9 protein-coding genes are annotated in these 18448 nt (G+C 61.6%); 4 read left to right on the top strand and 5 right to left on the bottom strand.

Going from position 1 to position 18448, the window contains the following annotated elements:
- Nucleotides 1-459: 459 nt before the first annotated feature.
- A complete protein-coding gene (locus tag HUV26_RS14345; RefSeq protein WP_174410819.1) occupies nucleotides 460-1326 on the bottom strand; it encodes a 4Fe-4S binding protein in 867 nt (288 codons plus the stop codon).
- A gap of 460 nt (nucleotides 1327-1786) precedes the next feature.
- Here HUV26_RS14345 and HUV26_RS14340 point away from each other — a divergent pair, with 460 nt between their 5' ends.
- Nucleotides 1787-2008 (top strand): hypothetical protein, encoded by a 222-nt coding sequence (locus HUV26_RS14340; RefSeq protein ID WP_174410818.1) that lies wholly within the window; start codon nucleotides 1787-1789, stop codon nucleotides 2006-2008.
- A gap of 162 nt (nucleotides 2009-2170) precedes the next feature.
- Here HUV26_RS14340 and HUV26_RS14335 read toward each other — a convergent pair whose 3' ends face one another.
- Together HUV26_RS14335 and HUV26_RS14330 are read right to left on the bottom strand one after the other, a co-directional pair.
- The gene (locus HUV26_RS14335) at nucleotides 2171-4999 is read right to left on the bottom strand and encodes an FAD-binding and (Fe-S)-binding domain-containing protein (protein WP_174410817.1); all 2829 of its coding nucleotides are present in this window, start codon (nucleotides 4997-4999) and stop codon (nucleotides 2171-2173) included.
- 288 nt (nucleotides 5000-5287) lie between these two features.
- Nucleotides 5288-8326 (bottom strand): DEAD/DEAH box helicase, encoded by a 3039-nt coding sequence (locus HUV26_RS14330; protein WP_174410816.1) that lies wholly within the window; start codon nucleotides 8324-8326, stop codon nucleotides 5288-5290.
- Nucleotides 8327-8595: 269 nt separating this feature from the next.
- On the opposite strand from HUV26_RS14330, the gene HUV26_RS14325 reads away from it, so the two are divergent.
- The 3 genes from HUV26_RS14325 to HUV26_RS14315 all read left to right on the top strand — a co-directional run bounded on the left by HUV26_RS14325 (nucleotide 8596) and on the right by HUV26_RS14315 (nucleotide 12710).
- Nucleotides 8596-10773, top strand: a complete 2178-nt coding sequence (locus tag HUV26_RS14325; protein ID WP_174410815.1) for a malate synthase G — start codon at nucleotides 8596-8598, stop codon at nucleotides 10771-10773.
- Between the two features lie 334 nt (nucleotides 10774-11107).
- Complete coding sequence (locus HUV26_RS14320; RefSeq protein ID WP_174410814.1) at nucleotides 11108-11455, top strand: helix-turn-helix domain-containing protein; 348 nt, start codon at nucleotides 11108-11110, stop codon at nucleotides 11453-11455.
- On the top strand, nucleotides 11445-12710 hold the full coding sequence (locus HUV26_RS14315) for a type II toxin-antitoxin system HipA family toxin (RefSeq protein WP_174410813.1): 1266 nt from the start codon (nucleotides 11445-11447) through the stop codon (nucleotides 12708-12710). Before HUV26_RS14320 ends, HUV26_RS14315 begins: the two co-directional genes overlap by 11 nt.
- A gap of 87 nt (nucleotides 12711-12797) precedes the next feature.
- On the opposite strand, the gene HUV26_RS14310 is transcribed toward HUV26_RS14315, so the two are convergent.
- Nucleotides 12798-15779 (bottom strand): AIR synthase-related protein, encoded by a 2982-nt coding sequence (locus HUV26_RS14310; protein WP_174410812.1) that lies wholly within the window; start codon nucleotides 15777-15779, stop codon nucleotides 12798-12800.
- Between the two features lie 116 nt (nucleotides 15780-15895).
- Entirely contained in the window at nucleotides 15896-18424 is a 2529-nt protein-coding gene (locus tag HUV26_RS14305; RefSeq protein WP_243451404.1) for an HDOD domain-containing protein, read from the bottom strand.
- Nucleotides 18425-18448 lie beyond the last annotated feature (24 nt).

Here is an 18448-nt window from a genome sequence, read left to right as displayed (position 1 = left end):
GCCATTTTTTACAATTTTATCATAAATTGGCATAGTGACTTTAACAAAATTGAAAATCTAATGTTATCCTTGTAATTCCATGGCTTCAGACCACTCATGCTCAGCCATGGGCTGCAACAGCCGGACAAGCGGTGCTCCGGAAGACAATAATGCGCCTCAGAAGGCTGTGTTGTACAATTTTGTTATTTGAGGAATGGGGTGTGCGCATGCCTTACGGCTGGCACGGCATGAACGGGCTTGGTCAGGCCCGCCAAGCGTGGTCAGGGGCGGACGGACATGATCAGAACCGACAGGCGTGGTCAGAGTCAGCGGATATGGCCAGAGCCGGCGGATATGTGAGAGCCGGGCGGCATGGTCAGGTGGCGGCGGTGGCGGGGCCGCCGTGCGGCGGGGTAGGAGGATGCCGGACAGCGATTCCCCGACCCTGCCGCCGCACGGCAGAAAGCGTGACAACCCTGCCTACAGAAACACTTCCGGCTGCTTAGGCGCACTGAACAGACTGTTCAGCCGCTTGCGTGCCTCCATGACCGGACCGGGCTTGATGCTGCGTGCCTGCACGGGGCATTGCTTGATACAGGCGCAGCAGGTGATGCAGGCTTCTATGTTAATGGCAGCGCTGTCATAAGGAGAAATTGCTCCTGCGGGGCACACGGCGGCACACTGCCCGCACCGGGCGCAGGCATCGCTTACCGCGATGAAATCCACCGACCACAGCACCGTGTTCTTCTGTGACGGGTATTCTCCCGGCACAGCAATGCCCTTATGCGCAGAAAGATCTGACATGTTTTGCAGCTTGGCGCGTACCCGGCTGCCAAAGTCTTTTGCGTGGGCAAGGTCGTCTGCATTGGGTCTGCCGTGAGCCGTGGGAAGGGTTTCGCAAGAGAACGAATGTTCACCAATGTATGCTGCGGCGGCAACGGGAACGCCCCCGCATTCCGCCATAAGGTGTTGCAGTTCGGCCAGAGCGTCCTCATATGCGCGGTTGCCGTACACTGCAACGCATATCACCGGAACCTGCTGCACACGGATGCTGCGGAGCCATTCTGCTGCCAGTGCAGGAATTCTGCCCATGTATACGGGCATGCCGACCACGAGGACGGTATCTGCCGTGATGTTACGCAGGGCTGCCGCCCTTGCCTCCGGTGTGGTGATGTCTGCGTGCTCTGCCACGGAGGCTCCGTTGTTTTCGTTTGTTTCGTTGGCTCCATTGGATCCATTGGCGCCATGGCCGCTGTGCCCCAACACTCCCTGCGCGATGCTTTGCAGCAACGTGCGCGTGGTTCCGGTGGGGGAAAAGTAAAGCAACGTAACCGACCCAATGTTCATGGTCATTCTCCGTTTCGTATAGGCTGCGCCCTGTGTGTCCGTTTGCATCCAGCATGTCATGCCGATGTGTCAGCGCCCACTTACTACCGGATTGAGCAGACTGTAAATACCGCGTGATGACCGTGACCCATCAATGTTGCGGAACCGCATGCCCGTGCAATTGCGGGCAGACCGTGCGCTTCTGTCTGTGTGGCCTGTGGCCATACCGATGGTGCGGGGGCAGGGAGTGGGAAAAGTAGCGGGTGCGGCTGTTCTGAAAAGACATGTAAAAGCATGGTGTTATGGCGCGTTCAGCACCCTGTTTGCATGATCTGCGTCTGGACGGAGGCGGCGGAGCGGATGTGTTTGCACGGATTGGTTGAGTAATCACTATTTATCATTGACAGCGACACTGGATGAGTCCTACTTGTGAAACGCATCACAATGATGTGAGCGCTCAATCAAATGAGACGGAGGGAACATGAATATCATTCTGGGATTTGTGCTGTACGCGGTGGCAGTAATCACCTGTGTGTGGCTGGCGCGTGAGGCTTCGCGGCGGCTGAGTTTTCATCATTCCAGCCTGTGCGGTACCGGACGCCTGCGCAAGGGGCTTCGCCCCATGCGGCATCAGGCTGAGCATTTGTGCCTTGGCATGATGTGTCCTTCACATGATGCCGATTGCGTGAGACGGCGGGGATAGCCGTCCCTGCGGACGGGCTGCTGACAGCCGGAAGAAAGATTGTGTCTTATCACAAGGCAGAAGGCCGGGGTGAACGCGCTCACCCCGGCCTTTTTCTGTTTTGATTCTCCTGCTCCGGCTTTGTGTCATCCGACCGGTGGAGAAGGGCCTTTCCGCAGGCTGCTACCGCTTGGGCGTTGTGGCCTCATCCACAAGGTAGAGCACGTTGCGGTAGGGAATGGTGGCGTGCAGGGCAAGGCCTACCTCGCAGGTACGCGAGGTGGAGTAGCCCTCTGAACAGTGTTCCACCTGCGCCTTAAGCTCCGCAAGCGCGGCCTTGTTCAGTTCCGGGTAGCTGAAGCCCCGGTCGCCTGCAAAGCCGCAGCAGAACACGTTTTCCGGTACAACGACCTTTTCTGCGCAGAGCTGTGCGAGCTGGGCGAACTTGGCATCCAGCCCCAGCTTGCGCGAGGTGCAGGTGGTGTGCACCGCGATGGTCTTGGGTTGCCTGGTGAAGGTGAGCTTGTCCTGCAGGTGCGTAAGGGCAAACTCGATGGGTTCCAGCAGGGTGAGGCGTTTATCCAGCGTCTCCTTCATGCGGTACAGGCAGGGGCTGGTATCGCAGAGCACGGGGTATTCGCCATTGTTGCTGGCCTTGAGCAGGGCTTCGGAAAGTTCCTTGGCCTTCATGTCTGCCTGCGCGTCAAACCCCTTGGATTCAAAGGCCTGACCACAGCACAGCTCGCCCAGCCTGTCGGGGAAGACGACCTCGTACCCGGCCTTGAGCAGCAGGGCGATGGTCTTGCGGGGCAGGTCCATCTTTTCCGGGTCGCTCTGGGCGGGACCCATGGTGCGGCTGATGCAACTGGGGAAGTAGACCACCTTGTGCGGGTTGGAATCGTTGACGGGAACGGGTTTGACAGGGCTGAGGCCCTTGGGCATCTGCCTGTTCCACAGGGGCAGCTTTTTGAGTGTTGCCACGCGCAGCACCATGGAGCCGGTATCCATAACCTTGGTGCCCAGCAGGCGGTGGGCAAGGTTTACACCCTTAAGGGTAACGCCCACGGTCTTTGCCACGGTACCGAATTTGGTGGCGACCCACTGGGCCGATTTTTGCTGGCACGGGGTGACGCTGTCTGCCCGCAGGCGCTTGATGAAGCTGCCCGTGTTTATGGAAACGGGACAGCGCGTGGCGCACAGGCCGTCTGTGGCGCAGGTGTTATCGCCAAAATAGCTGAAGTCTGAGAAGAGCTTTTTGAGCAGCTTGTCTTTTTCGTCAGAGGCCTTCATGCGGCTTATCTCGCGCCATGCGGTAATGCGCTGGCGCGGGGTGAAGGTGACATTGCGCGAGGGGCAGATAGGTTCGCAGAAGCCGCACTCTATGCAGGTATCCACAATGGAGTGCGCGGGGGGCAGGGGCTTGAGGTTGCGCAGGTGCGCTTCTGCGTCTTCGTTAATGATGACGCCGGGATTGAGCAGGCCGTAGGGGTCGAAGATGGCCTTGATTTCTTTCATCAGGCGGTAGGCTTCTGCGCCCCATTCCATTTCCACAAAGGGAGCCATGTTGCGCCCGGTGCCGTGCTCCGCCTTGAGCGAGCCGTCGTATTCCTTGACCACCATGGAACAGACTTCATCCATGAAGCCCTGATAGCGGGTGATCTCGCGCGGGTCGGAAAAGTCCTGCGTAAACACGAAGTGCAGGTTGCCCTCCAGCGCGTGCCCGAAGATGATGGCCTCGTTGTATTCGTACTTTTTCAGCAGTTCCTGCAATTGCAGCGTGGCTTTGGCGAGATCCTTGATGGGGAAGGCCACGTCTTCGATGATAACCGTTGTGCCCACGCGGCGCACGGCGCCCACTGCGGGGAACAGGCCCTTGCGCACGGCCCACAGTTTGTTGAATTCTTCCGGGATATCGGTGAATTCCACTTCGCCCAGCTTGGGAATGTGGGTGATGGAGGCGGTGACAGCGGCGATTTGCTTTTCCAGCTGTTCCTTGGTGGCGGCGCGGGTTTCCACAAGCAGGGCGGTGGTGTTGTCCGCAATGTCGCCCATAAGGCAGGCGGGCATGCCAGGCTTGCCGCATACGGAACGCAGGGCGCGGTCATCCATCAGTTCTACGGCGGAAACAGGGGTTTCGCGCAGGGTTATGGTGGCCTCGCACGCGGACTTGATGTCCGGGAAGAAGATGAGGGCGGAAGCCTTGTGCGGGTGCTCCACCACGGTGCGGTAGGTTACTTCTGCAATGAAGCCCAGCGAGCCTTCCGAGCCGACCATGAGGTGCTGGATGATGTCGAAGGGGTCTTCGAAATCGACCAGCGCGTTCAGGCTGTAGCCCGTGGTGTTTTTTATCTTGAACTTGCGGCTGATGAGGTCTGCGAGGGCGGTGTTGGAGGCTACCTCCTGCCGCAGCAGGCGCAGGTTTTCCAGCATGCCGGGATGCCTGCGGGAAAATTCCGCACGGCTTTTGTCATCGGCGGTATCCAGCACCGTGCCGTCGTACATGACGAGGCGCATGGAGCCCAGCGTTTTGTAGCTGTTTTCCGCCACGCCGCAGCACATGCCGGAGGCGTTGTTGGCCACGATGCCGCCAATCTTGGCGCTATCTATGGAGGCGGGGTCCGGGCCTATCTTTTTGCCGAACTCTGCCAGCAGCCGGTTGGCATGCGTGCCGATGATGCCGGGTTGCAGCGAGATGCGGGTGGCGTTGTCGAAGATGCGGAACCGACGCCAGCCATCGCCCAGCCGGACCAGCACGGAATTGGAAATGGCCTGCCCGGAAAGGCTGGTGCCGGCGGCGCGGAAGGTGACGGCAACGCGGTATTTATTGGCCAGCTTGAGGATGTGGATGATCTCTTCTTCCGCGTTGGTATCTACCACCATTTTGGGGATGAGGCGGTAGAAGCTGGCGTCCGTGCCGTAGGCGAGGACGCGCAGGGGGTCGGTGTAGACGTTCTGTTTGGGCACGACTTCCAGAAGGTCTCTGTAAAAGTCGGCATACGGAGCAGGCAGCATGCGTTTCCTCCGGGGTGTGGTGTGACGGGGTGGCAACTTGCCTAAAATGATTCCTGTATCTCGCGCCATGCCGGACTTTCGCCGCATGGCAATGCGGAGCGTTCCGTCCTTGTGCGTCCCTTGCACGGAAGCAGGCGGGACATGGCTGTCGCTGCTTGCCGCTGCGCACTACTGCTTGCCGGTAGGGTTCTGTCTGTTCCGGGTCCGGACGGATGCACGATGATAGCACAGCATTCCCGTTGAGGAAAAGAGGAAAAAGAAACGGCAGGTAAGCGGTTGCTGACGCTGTTACTTCCAGTCCACGGGAATGCGCACCTTCTGCCCGGATTTGTTGGTGAATAGCACATAGCCGTGGTCGCGCCCGTGCAGGTAGAGGTTGCGGGTTATGCGTACATCCTGCTCGCAGTAGCGGGCTATTTCGTCAACCTTGCCCTCCTTCCACCAGCGCAGGGCTTGCAGGCCGTCTGCTGATTTGGGGGCGTTGAAGGTGGCGGAGCCTAGGTTATCGAGCGAGACGCGGTAGCTGAGGCGTTTGCGGATGATATCCAGCATGTCCAGCGTGGGCAGGGCGGAGAGGTTGCGGGTGGTGAAGGCGGAGAGCACGCGGTAGTCGAAGCGCAGGATGTTGAAACCCACGATGAGGTCGTAGTCCGCAAGCGAGTTCAGCATCTCCGGCATACGGTCCTGCGTGTAGGCGGTGTAGGTGTCTGCGGCGGAATCATACAGCACGGCAACGCTTACGCCCATGCGCTCCGCCTTGTTCCAGCCGCCCACCTCCTGCGCGGAGCGGCGGGTTTCCACGTCCAGGACGGCATAGCGGGCGGGTGTGGTGGGTTCTTTTTCCGGCTCCGGCAGTGCAGGCAACGGCAGGCCCGCAGGCGGGGATTTGGGCTGCGGGCGTGTGGACGAAGGGTGGACGATGACGGACGATGCGTGGACGATTTGCGTTGGTGCGTCGACAACGGTGTGGGGCGCTGTGCGGTGCGCCTCCAACTGCCCGAGCAGGAACAGCGCGCCCGCTTTATCTATGGGCCGGTTGCCGGAGCCGCACTTGGGCGAATGCACGCAGGAGGGGCACCCCAGTTCGCAGCCGCAGTCGCGGATGGCGGCAAGGGTGCTGGCGAACATTTCATCGGCACGGGAGAAGGCGAGGCGGGTAAGGCCCGCGCCGCCGGGCATGCCATCGTAAATGAAGACGGCGGGCTTGCCCACCTGCGCGTGCATGGGGGTGGATATACCGCCAAGGTCGTTGCGGTCTGTCATGACCAGCAGGGGCAGCATGCCGATGGCGGCGTGTTCCAGCGCGTGGATGGAGCCCATGAAATGGAGGAAGGCGTCTTCTGTGGCGCGCTGTGCCTCCATGGGGATTTCAAACCACAGGCCCTCTGTTTCAAAGACCTGCGGCGGCAGGGAGAGCGGGGTGATGCCCAGCAGGGTGCCGCCGCGCGTGTTGCGTTTTTCGAATCCGGTGACGGTTTCTGTCACCCGCAGGCGTCCGAGGCTGATACGGGTGCCCCACAGGGTTTTTTGATCCAGCACTTCGAGGATTTCTGTTTCCTTGTTGCCGCGCACGCGGGTGTAGTAGTCCACCCTGCCGCCGGGCGGAGCCGTGACCGTGGCGGTGCGGGCTTCCAGATCCAGCGCGGTGACGATCCATGTTTCGCCCTTGTGCAGATAGACCGCGCCGGGATGCGTCTCGCGCAGGGCTTTTATGCCGTCCACGCTGCCGATGACGGTGCCTTCTCCGGTCTGGATATGAATGCTGCTGCCCGCGCCGCGCAGGTCCACATGGCGGTGCGGGCGTTTGCGGGCGGCGAAAACCGTTGTGCCTTCCGCATCGCGCAGGAGCAGGCCTTCTGCTTCCAGTTCCGCAAGGGCGGCCTGCACGGGGGGCAGTTGCAGCCATGGCTCGGCATCCCTGCGGGCGGAATTGTCTTCCGGGCTGGCGGAAGGGGCGGCTCCGGACCTGTTCGCGGGACGGCCCGTGCGCAGGGAGCGTTCTGCCGCCGCGCATTCCAGATGCCGCTTGAGAATAACCGGGTTGAAGGGGTTGAGCACCGCGTGTTCCGCAGGGCGTTCAAAAAAGTCGTGCGGGTGGCGCATGAAATACTGGTCCAGCGCGTCCTCGCCCGCCACCAGCACCACCGCGCTTTCCTGCGTGGCCCGGCCTACGCGCCCGCCCCGTTGCAGCGTGGACATTACTGTGCCGGGGTAGCCCACGAGGATACACAGGTCCAGCGAGCCGATGTCTATGCCCAGTTCCAGCGCGCTGGTGGTAATGACGGCAAGCAGGTCGCCGCTGTTCATGCGGGCTTCTATCTCGCGGCGTTCCTCGGGCAGGAATCCTGCGCGGTAGGCGGAGATGCGCTCCCGGAACGGGCCGGATTTCTGGCCGACCCAGACGCTGATGAGCTCTGTCATTTTGCGCGACTGGGTGTAGACGATGGTGCGCAGCTCGCGCGCCAAGGCTGATTGCAGAAGCTGTATGGCGGCGGTGGAGGGGCTTTCTTCCGGGTTCAGAAACACGAAGTGGCGTTTGCCCTGCGGTGCGCCGCTTTGCGTGACCACCTGCATGTGCTCTTCCGGCAGGCCGGTGAGCTGCCTGCACAGTTCGCCGGGGTTGCCCACGGTGGCGGAGCAGAAAATAAAGGTGGGGGCAATGCCGTACAGGGCGCAGATGCGCAGCAGGCGGCGGAACAGCTGGGCCATGTGCGAGCCGAGAACGCCCCTGTAGGTGTGCACCTCATCCACCACGATGTATTGCAGCGAGGCGAGGAAGACGGCCCATTGTTCATGGTGCGGCAGGATGGAGAGGTGGAGCATCTCCGGGTTGGTCATGAGTACGGCGGGAGGCGACTGGCGAATTTTGCGCCGGAAATGGGGAGTGGTGTCGCCGTCGTAAATGGCTGCCTGCGGGCGGGCTTCCTTGGGCCAGTGCGCCGTGAGCTGGCGGAAGTTTTTCAGCTGGTCCTGCGCCAGTGCCTTGAGGGGGAAGAGGTACAGGGCACGGCTTTCTTTGTCGTGCAGGAACCGTTCTATGACGGGGAGGTTGTAGACCAGCGTCTTGCCGCTTGCGGTGGGGGTTGCCACCACCACGTGCCTGCCGGAGCGGATGATATCTGTAGCCAGCGCCTGATGCGCGTAGAGTTCATTTATGCCCTGCATGGACAGCAGGTCGCGTATGGCGGCGGGCCACGGCCTGCGGTTGGGCGCGGTGTGCGCATCTGCCTGCGGCAGCACGCGGTGGCAGACCACCTGCTCCCCCAACCGGGGAGAGGCCATGAGGGCTGCCAGATACTCGCCTATTCCCTGTTCACCGCTGTTCATGCGGCTGGAGCATGCGGGGGCGGCGTGGGTTTGTCAACTGCGGGACGAGTTGCAACAGGGGTGAGGGACGGGAGCTTTTGGGGTTGTCTTGTCAGCGGCAGCGAGCTGTGTCACATATATGGTCTGACCAATTCAACGGGTGTTCCGTCAGCCGGAAGTGGGTACGCACGTGGTGCTGTGTGGGTTGTACCCGATTTGCCTGCCGTTTCCGGCTTGCCGTCCATTTTCCCGCACGGGTCCGTATCTGCGGACGTAACAAGGAGACCGGCATGAAAGAACGAGTACAGGTAGGCAATCTTGCCATCGACAAGGCGCTGTATGACTGCATTGCGCAGCGGGTGGCGCCGGGAACGGGGCTTGAGCCGGATGTATTCTGGAAGGGGCTGGAGGCGACCGTTGCGGAGTTGCAGCCGCGCAACAGCGAGTTGCTGCGCATTCGCGACACCATGCAGGCGGCCATTGACCGCTGGCATCTGGACCGCAAGGGCAAGCCGCACGATGCCGTGGCCTACAAGCAGTTTTTGTATGATATCGGCTACCTGCTGCCTGAGGGGCCGGATTTTTCCATAACCACGCAGAACGTGGACCCGGAAATAGCCACCATTGCGGGGCCGCAGCTTGTGGTGCCCGTGACCAACGCCCGCTATGCCCTGAACGCCGCCAATGCGCGTTGGGGCAGCCTGTATGACGCCCTGTACGGAACGGACGTGCTGCCGGAGGATGACGGCGCGGAAAAGGGCCGGGGATACAATCCCGTGCGCGGGGCCAAGGTTATTGAGTACGCGGCGCGGTTTCTGGATTCTGCCGTTCCGCTTGCTTCGGGCAGCCATACCGGGGCGGCGGAGTATGCTGTTGCCGGGGGCGCAGGCCGCAGAGAGCTTGTGGTGACCCTTGCGGACGGCTCTGTGACGGGGCTTGCGGACCCGGCCGGGTTTGCCGGATTTGTGGCCGGAGACGGCGGAGTTTCTGTGGTGCTGCTGCGTAACAACGGCCTGCATATTGAGTTGCATGTGGACCGCAGCCACCCCATAGGCAGGCAGAACCCCTGCGGCATAAAGGATGTGGTGCTGGAAGCCGCCATAACCACCATTAACGACTGCGAGGATTCCGTGGCGGTGGTGGACGGCGAGGATAAGGCGCTGGCCTACGGCAACTGGGCGGGACTTATGCGGGGCGACCTTGCGGCGAGCTTTCCCAAGGGGAATTCCGTGGTGGAGCGCAGCCTGAACCCCGACCGGGCGTATACCGCGCCGGATGGCAGCCCGCTTGTGCTGCCGGGGCGCAGCATGCTGCTTATCCGCAACGTGGGCCACCTTATGACCACGGACGCCGTGCTGCTGAACGGGCGCGAGATACCGGAAGGGATGCTGGATGCCTTTGTCACTGCGTATGTGGCGTTGCACGACGTGCGCGGCACGGGGCGGTACGGCAACAGCAAGAAGGGCAGCGTGTATATTGTGAAGCCCAAGATGCACGGGCCGGAGGAAGTGACCTTTGCCTGCGAGATTTTTGCGCGGGCGGAACAGGCCACGGGGCTTGCGCCGCTGACCCTGAAGATAGGCATTATGGACGAGGAGCGGCGCACCACGCTGAATCTGAAGGAGTGCATCCGCGCGGCGGCTGACAGGGTTATCTTCATCAACACCGGATTTCTGGACCGCACGGGGGATGAGATACACACCAGCATGGAAGCCGGGCCCATGGTGCGCAAGAATGATATGAAGGCCCAGCCGTGGATTGCTGCCTATGAGGACTGGAACGTGGACGTGGGGCTTGCGGCGGGTTTTCATGGCCGGGCGCAGATAGGCAAGGGCATGTGGCCCAAGCCGGACATGATGCGTGAGATGATGGAGGCCAAGATAGGGCATCCCAGAGTGGGAGCCAACTGCGCGTGGGTTCCTTCGCCCACTGCCGCCACGCTGCACGCCATGCATTACCACATGGAAGACGTGTTCGCACGGCAGGCGGCGCTTATGGGCAAGCCGCGCGCCACGCTGGACGATCTTATCTCCATGCCGTTGCTCAGTGCGCCGCTGACGCCTGAGGAGGTGCAGCGGGAACTGGACAACAACGCACAGGGTATTCTGGGCTACGTGGTGCGCTGGATTGATCAGGGTATCGGCTGCTCCAAGGTGCCGGACATAACCGATGTGGGCCTGATGGAAGACCGGGCCACGTTGCGGATATCCAGCCAGTATATTGCCAACTGGATGCACCACGGCGTGTGCAGCCATGAGCAGGTGATGGAGACCATGCGCCGCATGGCCGCCGTGGTGGACCGCCAGAACGCGGATGACCCTGCCTACCGGCCCATGGCCCCTGATTTTGAGAACAGCATTGCCTTTGCCGCGGCCTGCGATCTGGTGTTTAAGGGGCGTGAACAGCCCAACGGCTACACCGAACCTATTCTTCATGCCCGCCGTCAGCAGGCCAAGGCTGCAGGGTAGGCGGCTGCCGGGAACGCCACTTCCGGCCGCCCCGCAGGGCCTGTAGGCCGTGCAGTCGATATGACTGGCATGGCCGACATGGCTGACTCGGTCCACTTGGTCCACTCGGTCCACTTGGCTCACTTGGTCCATATGTAAGGTCGGCTGGTGTGGCAACTGCCGGGAACGGAACAGAAAACAGCGGGGGCTTCGGCTCCCGCTTTTTGTCGGGCAGGCCCGGTGGCAGCCTGAACGGGCGGTGGATGCCGTGTTTTGTGAGCAGGACTTGCTGCGATGCGTGCAAGAATGACTCAAATATATTGCACTAGAGAGTTTAGTGGCGTATATTTGAGTCATGAGTAAGAACAAGAAAGCAGACAGGGCCCTTCCCCTGCCGGTGGAGAGCATTCTCAAAGACCTTGGGCGTTCTGTCCAGATTGCCCGGAAGCGGCGGCGGTTGAGCGAATCGAAGCTGGCCGCGCTTGCCTACACATCGCGGGCGACAATCCAGCGGCTTGAGGCCGGTGAGCCGGGAGTGGGGATGGGGATTCTGGCCAGCGTGCTCTGGGTTTTGCAGCTGCACCAGGACCTTGCGCGCGTTGCAGACCCCGGGCGGGATCAGCTCGGCACACTGCTGGAAAGAGGCCGTGAACCCAAGCGAATCCGTGAAGGCGTGACCGGGGATGATGCGTATGACTTCTGACGGTCGTGGTATTGTTGTATTCATCTGGCTGCCGGAAAAGGGATATGTTCCGGCTGCCCTGCTTACGGAGCACAGGCCTGACAGGCTGTGTACGCTTGGTTACGGCCAGCGTTATATCCGCCGCCCGGACGCCGTTCCTCTGGACCCGGTGTCGTTTCCGCTTGTCATGGCCACACCGGCCACAAGCAGGCGGGGGGAAATGTTCTCCGTGCTCCGTGATGCCGCTCCTGACAGATGGGGGCGCAAAATCCTTTCCCTGCTGGCCGGGCGACATGCGGTGACGTTGACCGAGACTGATATTCTGACCGCCGCGCATTCCGCAAACCGTATCGGTGCGCTGGCTTTCGGGGAATCGGCATCGGAAGGGCCCAAATCCATGGCCTTGTGGGCCGGCGGCTCTGTGTATTCCGTTCCCAGAGATGACATTGAGCAGGTGGCGTACGTGGTGGCGAAGGTGGACGGGCTTGACGATGATGCCGACCTTGACGAATTGCGCAGAGCGTTGCCGGAAGAGGCCTTCATGCAGGCGTTGGCATCTTCGCTCAGTGTGGGAGGCGGGCGGCCCAAGGCCTTGGTCGAGATGGACGATGGCGCTTACATTGCCAAGTTTTCCAGACGGGGAGACCCGTGGAATGAGCCGAGGATTGAACACGCCACAATGACGCTCGCGGCCCGGTGCGGCATATCGGTTGCCGGAACCCGTGTTTTGGAGACGGCTTACGGCAGTGTTCTTCTTGTTAAGCGGTTTGACAGGACGGATGCCGGGGAACCGAGGCACTTTATTTCGGGATTTACGCTCCATGCAGCCATTTCCGAGGAGGGCATGTGGGGAGGGTATCAGGACCTTGCGCAGTTGGCGAGGCAGCACGGCGATGCTTTTTCCGGGCAGGAGTTGTTCAGGCGGATGGTTTTTAACGCGCTGTGCGCCAACATTGATGATCATCCCCGCAATCACGCATGGTTTGTGACCCGGACGGGGATAGCCATAACGCCTGTGTATGATGTTGTTCCCACGCAGGCCCGGTTCAGAAAATACGAACTCGCGCTTGCCTGTGGCCACCGGGGGAGGGAGGCAACCCTGACCAATGTTCTCAGCTGGCCGGAGCCTTTCGGCCTGCGGAAAGACGAGGCGGAGGATATAGGCATGGGCATTGTAAAGGTTATGCGCGGTTGGCGAGAGCACTACGCAGCGTGTGGCGTAGCGGAAAGGGACATCAGGGAGCTTGAGCACCGCTTTGCCCAGTTGCCGGGGTAGGATTTCAATCAGTGTTTGTGGAGAGATATTACCAAAAAAGCCCCCATCCTTGCGGAAGGGGGCTTTGGGTTTTGCTGCAATACTCGTTTAGAAGTTCAACGTCGCCTTGAACGCCTTGGCCAGCGCCTCCACGTTTTCGGTGATGAGGGGAGAGGTGCCGGAGGTGACGGTGAGAACGCCGTTGTCCGTGACCTCGCCGAGGCAGGCAATGTGCTGCCCCTTGAACAGGGCTTCGAAGGTGGCAGCCTTGGCGGCGGGCACGGTGGCGATGAGACGGGAGGCGGATTCTGAGTACAGGGCCTCTGTTCTGTTCATGGCCCCTACGGTGACGAGCTTTTCCATGTCCACACGCGCCCCGAGGCGGCCCGCCAGTGCCATTTCTGCCAGCGCGACGATGAAGCCGCCGTCTGAGCAGTCGTGGCAGCCGTTTACGAGGCCGGAGGTGATGGCGGTGTGCACGGCCCGGTAGCGGGCGCGGGCGGCAAGGGCATCTACCTGCGGCACGCTGGCGGCACTGAGTGCAAGCTCATCGATAAGTTCCGACCCGCCCAGCTCGCGCAGGGTGGCTCCGAGCAGATAGATGCGGTCGCCGGGTTTTTTGAAGTCTGACGTGGTGGTCTTGTTCACGTCTTTGATGACGCCGAGGACCGAATAGAGCACCGTGGGCGGGATGGATATCTTCACGCCGCCGCCGGTGTAGTCGTTTTTCATGGAGTCTTTGCCGGACACGCAGGGCACGCCGTAGGCAAGGCAGAAGTGGGCAAGGGCCTTGTTGGCGCGTACCAGCTGGGCCAGCTTGTAGTGGCCGTCGGGCGTTTTTTCGCTCTGCACGGGGTCGCACCAGCAGAAGTTGTCGCAGCCCGCCATGTGGTCCAGATCCGCGCCCACGGCCACGGCGTTGCGTACGGCCTCGTCTATGGCGTTGGCCATCATCCAGTAGGTGTCGTAGTCGCTGTAGCGCGGGCAGATGCCGTGGGACAGCACGATGCCGTATTCGGAATCCAGCCGGGGGCGCACCACGCCCGCATCGGCGGGACCGTCGCGCTTTACGCCCACAAGAGGCTTGATGACGCTGCCGCCTTTGACCTCGTGGTCATACTGGCGGATGACGTATTCCTTGGAGCAGATGTTCAGGCGGCCGAGCATGGTTTTGAGCAGCCCGCCCTGATCGGCGTCTGCCACGTCTATCTTCGCATCGGCGTGTCTGGGCTGCTTCCATTCCGCCACAAGGCGCATCTGGGGCACACCCTCGTGCACGAAGTCCATGTGCAGGCTGGCAACGGGCTTGTCGCCGTAAGTGACGTGGAAGAAGCCGCTGTCGGTGAATTCGCCAAGGGCGGTGGCTTCTACATCCATCTCGCCCGCAAGCTGCATGAACTCTTCCATATGCCGGGGCGGCACGGCGAGGGTCATGCGTTCCTGCGCCTCGGAGAGCAGGATTTCCCACGGGCGCAGGCCGTCGTACTTGAGCGGGGCCTTGGAGAGGTCCATGCGGAACCCGCCCGTATCTTCCGACATTTCGCCCACGGAGGAGGAAAGGCCGCCTGCGCCATTATCTGTGATGGCGTTGTAAAGCCCCTTGTCGCGCGCGCGCATGATGAAGTCGTACATCTTACGCTGGGTGATGGGGTCGCCTATCTGCACCGCAGTGGCGGGTGATTCTTCGTGCAGTTCTTCCGAGGAGAAGGTTGCGCCGTGGATGCCGTCTTTGCCGATGCGCCCGCCCGCCATGACGATGATGTCGCCGGGGAGGGCTTTCTTGTAATGACCGGGCTTGCCGTGGATTTCTTTGGGGATCATGCCCACGGTGCCGCAGTAGACCAGCGGCTTGCCGAGGTAGCGGTCCTCGAACACGATGGAGCCGTTTACGGTGGGAATGCCGGACTTGTTGCCGCCGTGTTCCACGCCTTCGCGCACGCCTTCCAGCACGCGGCGGGGGTGCAGCAGGCGCGGGGGCAGCTCGCCTTCATGGAAGGGCGAGGCAAAGCAGAACACGTCTGTATTGCAGACCATGTTCGCGCCCATGCCGGTGCCCATGGGGTCGCGGTTTACGCCCACAATGCCCGTGAGCGCGCCGCCGTAGGGGTCGAGCGCGGAGGGGGAGTTGTGGGTTTCTACCTTGATGCACACGTCGTGGGTTTCGTTGAAGGCGATGACGCCCGCGTTGTCTTTGAACACGGAGCGGCAGAAATCGTCTTTGCCCATGCGGGTGCGCAGGATTTTTGTGGAGCCCTGAATGTAGGTTTTGTAGAGGCTGTCTACGGTTTCGCGCCTGCCGGTCTCTGCATCGGTGTAGTCTATGCGCGAGGAGAAAATCTTGTGCTTGCAGTGCTCGGACCATGTCTGGGCCAGCACCTCTATTTCGGCGTCTGTGGGGTTGGCGGGCAGCCCCGTGGCGGTGCGGTGGGCACGGACGTCTTCGCGCGTGTAATAGGCGCGGATGGCGTGCAGTTCTTCCAGCGAGAGGGCCAGCGTGTTTTCGCGCGAGAAGGCCATGAGCTCTTCATCGCTCATGGTGGCGAAGGGAATGACGGCCACCTCGCTGCTTGCATGACCGGAAACACGGGCCGCAAAGGGCGCGAAGCCGGGCTTGGCGCGCCATGCCGCGCCGCTGGTGTATTCGTAGCGCTGGATGAGCTCGTTGGCGAGCAGGTCCTTGCCGATGGAATCGACCTGCGCCTCGGTGAGGGCACCGTAGATATGGTACTGGTTGGAGACAAACACGGAAACGCTTTCGCGCTTTTTCAGCCCCAGCACGATGGCGATGGTTTCGCGCGCCGTGCGGCCTTCGTTATCCGTGACGCCGGGGCGGAAGCCCACTTCCAGCACCCAGTCCGCGTCGGAGGCAACGGGGGTGAGCGACGCTTCCTGAAGTACCGGATCATGCAGGCCGGCCGTGCCGACAAGGTGCTCCAGATGCTCCCCGTCCAGACCGTCTACGGTGAATACCTTGACCAGACGCACGTCTGTGACGTCCAGCCCCAAAGATTCCTTGATCTTGCTTGCTGTCTTGCGTCCCACGGTGTCTGTGACACCGGCGCGCAGCCCTACTTCAATGCGCCGCAGCATGTACTTCTCCTCAAAAACGGGTTGCTGTGGTTATGGGTTGGGCACTCCATACTGGCATTTGCGGCGTTTGGAAAGGCCAAAATGCGGCGCGGCACCGAGGTGCCGCGAGGAGGGGGTTATTCCGCCCAGACAGTTTGCGCGCCGCCGGCATTTTTGGCCTGATAGCTGGCGCGGTCCACGCGCTGGAGCAGCTGTTCGGCTGTTTCGCCCTGCCTGAGCTGCGCAACGCCCATGCTCAGAGATACCGTGCCCTGACAGTGTTTGCGCACGGCGGCGTGCAGGCGTTCGCACAGGGCTTCCAGCGTGGGGCGGTTCACTTCCGTGACCACCACGGCGAATTCGTCACCGCCGTAGCGGCAGGGGAAATCCATGCCCTTGCGCACGCTTAGCAGCACGCCCTTGGCAATGAGCTTGAGCAGCTTGTCTCCGGCCTGATGCCCGTAGGTATCGTTCACCTTCTTGAAGCCGTCCAGATCGAAAAAGACCAGACCCATGCCGCGTCCGGTGCGTGCGCTGCGCTCCACCTCGCGGCCGAGCACGGCGTTGAACTGGGAATAGTTGAACAGCCCGGTCAGGCCGTCGAACATGGCCTGTTGGCGGATTTTGTCTTCCAGCCTGCGGATGACGGTGAGGTCTCTGCCGACCACAAGATAGGTGGTGCCCGATGTGGCGCTGAGCAGGGGAGAAAAGATGAGCTCCAGTTGCAGCGGGGGCTGGGTGCCGTCTGCCAGCGTGACTTCCACGGGAACGGCGGGGGCGGGTGCTCCCTCGAGGAAGGCGGGAGTCCACTGGCCGGAGAAACGGCCCGCAGGCCGGGTGACGGTAAAGAGGTTTTTGCCCTGCATGTGCCCGGATGCAGGGGCTGTCCACAGGATGGTGCCTGTAAGGTCCACGGTGGCGATGAATTCCTGCATGGAACTGACGAGGCGTTCCAGAAAATCCCGCTGCTGCAGGGCCTGCATCTCCATGGCCGAGATTTCCGTGACGTCTTCCAGCAGCACGAGCAGGGTGTTGGAGCCGCCTGAGTCGTGCCGGTGCACGGAAAGGTACAGGCACGGGGTTTTGGCGGCTTCCCGCAGGGCCACGGAACAGAACAGCTGGCTGATGGAGGGGCGGTCTGCCTCTGCAAGCAGGTTGGTGAGCAGCGGCGCGAAGTGGATGCTCAGCGTGTCTTTGAGCAGGTCTGCCACGTTGGTGCCCGCCGGGACGGATTCCAGCCTCTGGAAGGACAGAAACCGCTGGTTGGCGTCCAGAATGGTGCCTTTGAGGTCCACCAGAGCCACGCCCACGGGCAGCGATTGCAGGGTTTGCGCCTTGGTAAGCACCACCGCCTGTTCATTGTAATAGGTGGCGAGGGCGGTGGTCATGAAGCGCGAATAGATGCGCAGCTGCTGGCCCGCAGCCGGGTCTGCCTTGCCGGAAGGCTGGAAGCGCAGTTCTCCGTACGGGGCCTTTTGCGGGCCGAGGGTGAGGGCTTCTCCCCGCACCTTCCATGGCAGTTTGGCGATGGAGGGGGATTCCGTTCCTGTTGCTTCCGTGCCCTCCGGGGAGATGGTGAACAGGGTGAACCCGCCGCCCTCTATGGTGCGCAGGGCGAGCTGGGCCTTTTCCAGCCCCCACTTCCAGCGCAGGTGGCGGCTGATGATTCTGGCGATGCCCTCCACGCCTGTGGTGGTGTGGCTTATTTCCATGGCGTGGAAGTAGAAGCTTTGCATGGACTGGAGCGACTGGGCGTAGAAGCGGTTGTCCGGCGTGGCATTCTGTATGCCCAGCAGGTTGAGCAGCGATTCGAAACGCTGGGTGCATTCGTCACGCAGGGATTCGAGCTGGGCGTCTTCCAGCTTGAGCAGCGAGCGCATTTGCAGTTCGAACTGGATGATGGTGCCGGGGTTGAGGTCCGGCCCGTGCTGCAGTTCCGCCCAGCGCGTGGCGAGGATGATGCACTGGGTGAGGGGCTGGTGGGCCTCTATCTCCAGCAGATTATGGTGGTTGGCTATGCCGTCCAGAATGGATTCAGGCAGGCCCCACTGGCTGAGCAGCGTGCGGGAAAGGTCGGCATGGGTTTCGCCCCAGCGCTGGCGTTCCAGCTCCAGCTGGTTATCCTCCAGCCACAGGAAGCAGGCGTTGCCGTCCGGCATGTCGTCGCCCTGTTCAAGGCACAGGTACATGAACAGGGAAAGGTCTTTGAGGAGCGAGCCCAGATAGGCCAGATGGGCTTCCTTGGGCGCGGTGCGCTGGGCAATGTGCTCTGCCGCGATGGCGGACCATACGGAGAGGCGCCAGTCTGCGAACAGGGATTCCCGGTTGCGCTTGATGGCCCGCGAGGTGTTGTGCTGGAAGGAAATGGACAGGGCTATTTTCAGAATCTCACGCGTGCCGAGCACCACGGCGGCGCGTTCCAGATTGGTGACCTTGGCGCTCAGCCCGTAATAGGGCGAATTGACCAGCGTGAGCACGGTGGCGGAGAGGACGGGGTCGCTCTGGATGATGCGGGCGATGGTGTCGAAGGCGGGAACAGGGGCCACAAGCTCCTGCACCAGCTGCACCATGGCGGGAGGAAAGGTGAGGGCAAGGCATTTTGCAAGAGCTTCCGGCGTTACATCGGCGAGTTGCCTGTGCATTTTTTCCTCTTTCCCGCTGCGCATGCCGCCTCCCCCCGCTCATGTCAG

Source organism: Desulfovibrio psychrotolerans (assembly GCF_013340305.1).
In the GTDB taxonomy this organism is placed as follows: Bacteria; Desulfobacterota; Desulfovibrionia; order Desulfovibrionales; family Desulfovibrionaceae; genus Halodesulfovibrio; species Halodesulfovibrio psychrotolerans.
The sequence above is the reverse complement of the archived record's forward strand: the minus strand, read 5'-3'. Positions and strand labels throughout refer to the sequence as shown.